This window comes from endosymbiont of Riftia pachyptila (vent Ph05), from assembly GCF_000224455.1.
GTDB lineage: Bacteria > Pseudomonadota > Gammaproteobacteria > Chromatiales > Chromatiaceae > Endoriftia > Endoriftia persephonae.
The window spans coordinates 1-6,344 of the sequence record NZ_AFOC01000136.1; the positions used below are offsets into that span (position 1 = coordinate 1).

Annotated in this window: 6 protein-coding genes and 1 pseudogene; all 7 read right to left on the reverse strand. The window is 59.8% G+C overall.

Going from position 1 to position 6,344, the window contains the following annotated elements; genetic code table 11:
- On the reverse strand, window positions 1–440 hold a 440-nt coding region (gene yihA / locus RIFP1SYM_RS15140), incomplete at its 3' end, for a ribosome biogenesis GTP-binding protein YihA/YsxC (RefSeq protein ID WP_039960701.1).
- A 49-nt stretch (window positions 441–489) separates the two neighbouring features.
- Complete coding sequence (locus RIFP1SYM_RS15145; RefSeq protein WP_005966420.1) at window positions 490–942, reverse strand: bacteriohemerythrin; 453 nt, start codon at window positions 940–942, stop codon at window positions 490–492.
- A gap of 97 nt (window positions 943–1,039) precedes the next feature.
- Window positions 1,040–1,519 (reverse strand): cyclic pyranopterin monophosphate synthase MoaC, encoded by a 480-nt coding sequence (gene moaC / locus RIFP1SYM_RS15150; protein ID WP_005966422.1) that lies wholly within the window; start codon window positions 1,517–1,519, stop codon window positions 1,040–1,042.
- A 14-nt stretch (window positions 1,520–1,533) separates the two neighbouring features.
- On the reverse strand, window positions 1,534–2,064 hold the full coding sequence (locus RIFP1SYM_RS15155; protein WP_005966424.1) for a metallophosphoesterase family protein: 531 nt from the start codon (window positions 2,062–2,064) through the stop codon (window positions 1,534–1,536).
- A 35-nt stretch (window positions 2,065–2,099) separates the two neighbouring features.
- Complete coding sequence (gene ppa / locus RIFP1SYM_RS15160; protein WP_005966427.1) at window positions 2,100–2,648, reverse strand: inorganic diphosphatase; 549 nt, start codon at window positions 2,646–2,648, stop codon at window positions 2,100–2,102.
- A 170-nt stretch (window positions 2,649–2,818) separates the two neighbouring features.
- Window positions 2,819–4,852 (reverse strand): sodium-translocating pyrophosphatase, encoded by a 2,034-nt coding sequence (locus tag RIFP1SYM_RS15165; RefSeq protein WP_005966429.1) that lies wholly within the window; start codon window positions 4,850–4,852, stop codon window positions 2,819–2,821.
- A gap of 188 nt (window positions 4,853–5,040) precedes the next feature.
- A pseudogene (locus RIFP1SYM_RS15170) lies at window positions 5,041–6,296 on the reverse strand (6-phosphofructokinase).
- Window positions 6,297–6,344: the final 48 nt, after the last annotated feature.

The window sequence follows — 6,344 nt, forward strand, 5'->3', positions numbered from 1 at the left end:
TCCGCCTTGGTTAGCAGGATGTGGGTCGGCAGGCCGTGGTGGATGTTCCATTCGAGCATCTGGATATCGAACTTCTTTAGCGGATGGCGGACATCCATCATCAATATCAGTCCACGCAGGCACTCCCGTTGGGCAATGTAGTCGGCCAAGGCGCTCTGCCAGATCGTCTTGACCTGTTCAGCGACCTTAGCGTAGCCGTAGCCAGGTAGGTCGACCAGGCGGCGCTGCTCGTCAAGGCCGAAGAAGTTAAGCAGCTGGGTGCGACCGGGGGTCTTGGAGGTGCGCGCCAGGCTCTTCTGGTTGCAGAGCAGGTTGAGCGCGCTCGACTTGCCGGCGTTGGAGCGCCCGGCGAAGGCGACTTCAATGCCCTGGTCGGCTGGTGCCTGACTGAGTTTGGCCGCGCTCTTGAGAAAGCGTGCCCGGTGGTAGAAGGGATTCATAGGTTTTCAGGGGGGACGGCCCGAGCGTCGGCAGACGCCCGGAGTGGGGCTATCCCCAAAGCTTTTTGATCCAGGATTTTTTTGTTACGCGGGGGTTAGCGCCGGCGGCAAGGAAGTGTGCGGTGTATTGCATATCTTCCTCCATGATGTGCTTGGTGAGCCAGGTCTTGAGGAAGTGCATCAGTTCGAAGCCGATCGCGGTCTTGCCCGATTCGACCTTCTCCACCAGCTCGATGACGTGCCCGAGCAACTCCTCGTGAATCTCCTTGTGTGCGTCGTAACCAGGATAGTTGAGGATGCGCATCAGACTCTCTTCAACGGCGAAGTGGATGCGGGTGTAGTCCGCCAGTTCACCGAGAATCTCTTTAACAACTTCGCTTCCCTGGCGTTTGTGGATTGCATCATGCATCCGGTTGATCATATCGACCAGCACCTTGTGCTGCGCGTCGATCTCTTCGATGCCGACACTCAGGGTATCGGACCACTCTACAAAGGCAGCCATTGTTCTCTCCTCAGACCAGTTTTGTGGGATATTTTGGCCTAAAAGTCGATAAAAGTGTGTGAATTGCCCCGTGTTTCACGGCTCCTGGCGATCTGGGTCAATCTTCTCGTCTCCAGTGCCCCGATTTCCCGCCGGCCTTCTCCAACAGGCGCACCTGGTCGATGGTCATGCCGCGGTCGACCGCCTTGCACATATCATAGATGGTTAGCAGTGCCACTTGGGTGGCGCACAGCGCCTCCATCTCGACGCCGGTCTGGCCGCGGGTTTCGACCCGGCTCTGACAGTAGACGCTAGTGCTCTCGGGTTCGGCGCTCAGCTCGATATTGACCTTGGTGAGCGCCAGCGGGTGGCATAGCGGCACCAGGTCGGCAGTCTTCTTCGCGGCCATGATACCAGCGACACGAGCGATGCCGAGTACGTCGCCCTTCTTGTGGCCGCCCTGCATGATCAGCGCGAGGGTCTCGGGCAGCATGCTGATGCGGCCTTCAGTGACGGCCACCCGGTGGGTGACCGATTTGTCGCCGACATCGACCATATGGGCCTCGCCGGCTGCGTTGAAGTGGGTCAGGTCAGACATGCTGGTTACTCGGTTTACAGATGTTCAAGCGACTTGGCGACCTCACGCACCTCGAACTGCATGCTCTCCAGGTCGGCCATCACGTAGGTGGCAGGGGCGCGGCCGACGCCGCCGATGGTGCCGGGGTTGATCAGCGGGGTGGTGCCGCCCTTGATGTTGGCCAGCTCCTCGAATTTGAGCTTGTGGCTGTGACCGCAGCAGACCAGATCCCAGTCGCCGGTGGCGGCCATGGCACGGGCGTAGTGAGGATAGTGGACCAGGAAGATCCGCTTGCCGGCCAGTTCCACTCCAGCATCCATGCCATGGTAGTGGATGTGGGTGTTGGGCTGGTTGGCAAGTCGCCCCAGGGTGTAGAGGTCGCCGCTGTTGTTGCCGTGGATGACATGCACCGGTAGATCATGCTTGGCGAGGCAGTTGAGGGTGCTTGGAGCGACTACGTCGCCACAGTGCAGCACCGCCTCGGCGCCCTGGCTCTTGGCTTCTGCCACCGCGGCGTCGAGCAGCGGGATGTGGTCGTGGCTATCGGAGAGGATGCAGACTTTCATATTGGTGGTGATCGTGGGAGCGCTGCGTGTAGGCCTTAGAAATTGGGTTTTTCAGGTGCATCCTTATACAGTTGCACACTCTCCATGATCTCTGCCTTTGCCTCATCGAGGCCGTACCAGCCGTCGACGCGCACCCACTTACCTTCGTCCAGATCCTTGTAGTGCTCGAAGAAATGGGAGATGCGATTCAGCACCTCGCCAGACAGGTCGCGGAAGGTCTGCACCGAGCGGTAGCTTTTGCAGAGCTTGTCGACCGGCACGGCCAGTATCTTGGCATCGTCTCCCGATTCGTCCTTCATCTTGAGCACGCCAATCGGGCGGCACTTGATTACCGAGCCGGAGATCAGTGGATAGGGGGTGAGCACCAGCACGTCGACCGGGTCGCCATCCTTCGACAGGGTGTGCGGCACATAGCCGTAGTTGCAGGGGTAGTGCATGGCGGTGGACATGAAGCGGTCGACAAACATCGCACCGGTCTCCTTATCCAGCTCATATTTGACTGGGTCGGAGTGCGCCGGAATCTCGATAATGACATTGATGTCGTTAGGGACATTGGCGCCGGAGCTGACTCTGTCCAGGTTCATATTAGCGTCCTTTAAATTTATAAAGTCGCCATTATACGCAGCCTCTTTGTCCGGGTACCAGGGTGGGGAGGATTAAGCCCTTTGAGTGAAAGGGTTTCAGCGGAGAAAAAAAGAGGCCGGCAAAGCCGGCCTCTCTCTATAGCGTGGGCGCAGAGCGCCCCAGAGTGGGATCAGATCAGCGGCACGATTAGGAGTGCCACGATGTTGATGATCTTGATCAGCGGGTTGACGGCAGGGCCGGCGGTGTCTTTGTAGGGGTCGCCTACGGTGTCACCGGTAACCGCTGCCTTGTGAGCATCGGAGCCCTTGCCGCCGAAGTGGCCATCCTCGATATACTTCTTGGCGTTATCCCATGCGCCACCGCCGGTGGTCATGGAGATGGCGACGAACAGGCCAGTCACGATGGTGCCGATCAGCAGGCCACCCAGTGCCTGGGCACCCAGGGTCAGACCGACGATCACTGGCACCGCGATGGGCAGCAGGGAGGGGATGATCATCTCCTTGATGGCGGCCTTGGTCAGCATGTCCACGGCCTTGGAGTAGTCTGGTTTCTGGCTGTGGTCCATGATGCCTGGCATCTCGCGGAACTGGCGACGAACCTCGTTGACGATACCGCCAGCAGCGCGGCCCACGGCTTCCATCGCCATCGCACCGAACAGGTAAGGCACCAGACCACCGATAAAGAGACCGATGATGACCATGTGGTTGGAGAGGTCAAAGCTGACCAGCTTGCCGGCAGAGTCCAGGCTGTGGGTGAAGTCGGCAAAGAGCACCAGCGCGGCCAGACCGGCGGAACCGATGGCGTAGCCCTTGGTCACCGCCTTGGTGGTGTTACCCACGGCATCCAGCGGATCGGTGATGTTGCGGATCTTCTCGTCTAGCTCAGCCATCTCGGCAATACCACCGGCGTTGTCGGTGATCGGGCCGTAGGCGTCGAGGGCGACAATGATGCCGGTCATGGAGAGCATCGAGGTGGCGGCCACGGCGATGCCGTAGAGGCCAGCCAGGTCGTAGGCACCCCAGATCGAAGCGCACACGGCGAGTACCGGAGCGGCGGTGGACTTCATGGAGACGCCCAGACCAGCGATCACGTTGGTGCCGTCACCGGTGGTGGAGGCTTCAGCGATGTGCCGCACCGGGCTAAACTCGGTGGCGGTGTAGTACTCGGTGATCACCACCATCGCGGCGGTCAACACGAGTCCTATCATGGCGGAACCGAAGAGTGCCATGGTCGGGTTGGTCACGCCTTCGATAATCACGTCTTTCATCATGTAGTCGGTGACGAAGTAGAAGGCCACCGCGGCGATGACGCCGGCGACCGCCAGCCCCTTGTAGAGCGCGATCATGATCTTGGTGTCGCCCTCATTTGCCTTGACGAAGTAGGTGCCGATCACGGAGGCGATGATGGAGACGCCACCCAGTACCAGCGGATAGGTGATGGCAGCGGCGCTGTTGCCGGCGACCAGCAGACTGCCCAGCAGCATGGTGGCGACCACGGTTACCGCGTAGGTCTCGAACAGGTCGGCTGCCATGCCGGCGCAGTCACCCACGTTGTCACCCACGTTGTCGGCGATAACTGCCGGGTTGCGTGGATCGTCCTCGGGGATGCCTGCCTCAACCTTGCCGACGATGTCGGCACCCACATCCGCACCCTTGGTGAAGATGCCGCCGCCGAGACGGGCGAAGATGGAGATCAGCGAGCCGCCGAAGGCGAGACCGACCAGAGCGTGCAGTGCGTCGCTGTCGGTGACGCCCATCTGACTGAGGATGGCATAGTAACCGGCCACACCCAGCAGACCCAAGCCGACAACCAGCATGCCAGTGATGGCGCCACCGCGGAAGGCGACCTGCAGTGCGGCGTTGAGGCCGTTATTGGCGGCCTCTGCGGTGCGTAGGTTGGCACGTACCGAGATGTTCATGCCGATATAGCCGGCGGCACCAGAGAAGACTGCACCGATGGCGAAGCCGATTGCAGTGGCCGCACCCAGGGCAGCCCAAAGAACGACGAGCATAACAGCGCCGACGATACCGATGGCGGTGTACTGGCGGTTAAGATAGGCGCTGGCGCCCTCCTGTATGGCAGCGGCGATCTCACGCATGCGCTCGTTGCCTTCCGGCTGTGCGAGTATCCATTTGACGGATACAAACCCATAGGCTAGTGCGGCAGCGGCGCAGGCCAGGGCGAAGATAAGTTCAGTGCTCACGGTGCAGTCCTCATAACAAGTAAAAAATCGGTAATGTTTTGTATTGCGGAATAGTGGTTAGAACTGTTGGTCTGCCCAAAAGACAGAAGCTCAATACTCTCTAATATTCTCAATTAGTTCAGCATTGATCAGGATCAAACAGACAGAAAAAAGGGGAGCTGGATGGCTCCCCTTTGGTTGGCTGGAGTTTACAGATCGAACTCTGCCAGCTTTTTCGGTACCGCAGCTCCCTTCATGGTGACGTACTTGGGCATGCCGTTGTCGTCATACTCGGGGTAGGCCTCGCCCTTGATCAGCGGGTAGAGGTACTCTTTGCACTTGTCGGTGATACCGAAGCCATCTTCGGAGATGAAGTCCATCGGCATCATCTTCTCGACGTTGGCGACCTCGCTCAGGGGGGCCTCGCCGATGCTCCACTTGTAGGGAGAGGAAGACTCACGTACCACGGTGGGCATGATCGAGTTCTTGCCTTCCAGAGCCTTTTCGACCGCGGCCTGGCCCAGGGCGTAGGCCTGCGCGACATCGGACTCGGAGGCCAGGTGACGTGCTGCACGCTGCAGGTAGTCGGCTACCGCCCAGTGGAACTTGTGGCCCAGGGCGTCCTTGATCATGTTGGCGACGATCGGCGCCGCGCCACCTAGCTGGGCGTGACCGAAGGAGTCGCGGGTGCCCTGCTCGGCGAGGAAGGTGCCATCGGGCCAGTGTGCGCCCTCGGAGACGCAGACGGTGCAGTAGCCATGTTCCTTCACCTTGGCGTCGACCGCGGCGAGGAACTTCTCCTTGTCGAACTCGATCTCCGGGAACAAGGTCACGACCGGAATACCGTAGTCCTCGACCAGGGCGCCGGCAGCGGCGATCCAGCCAGCGTGACGCCCCATCACCTCATGACGAAGATCTTGGTGGAGGTGGCGGCCATCGAGCGTACGTCGTAGGAGGCCTCCAGTGTGGAGACGGCGATGTACTTGGCCACCGAGCCGAAGCCGGGGCAGTTGTCGGTGATCGGCAGGTCGTTGTCGACAGTCTTCGGCACATGGATCGCCTGCACCGGATAGCCCATCTTCTCGGAGAGCTGGGAGACCTTGTAGCAGGTGTCAGCGGAGTCGCCGCCACCGTTGTAGAAGAAGTAGCCGATGTTGTGGGCCTTGAAGACCTCGATCAGACGCTCGTATTCGCGCTTGTTGTCTTCCAGGCTCTTCAGCTTGAAGCGGCAGGAGCCAAAACCACCAGAGGGGGTGGTCTTCAGCGCGGCGATGTCTTCAGCGGACTCCTGATTGGTGTCGATCAGGTCTTCGGTCAGGGCACCGATGATGCCGTTGCGACCGGCATAGACGTTGGCGATCTTGTCTGAGTGCTTGCGGCAGGTCTCGATCACGCCACAGGCGGATGAGTTGATCACGGCAGTTACACCGCCGGATTGGGCGTAGAAGGCATTCTTTGCTGTCATGGAGATGACTCCCTGTTGATTGAAACAGTAACTTGGGTTTGGTTATTT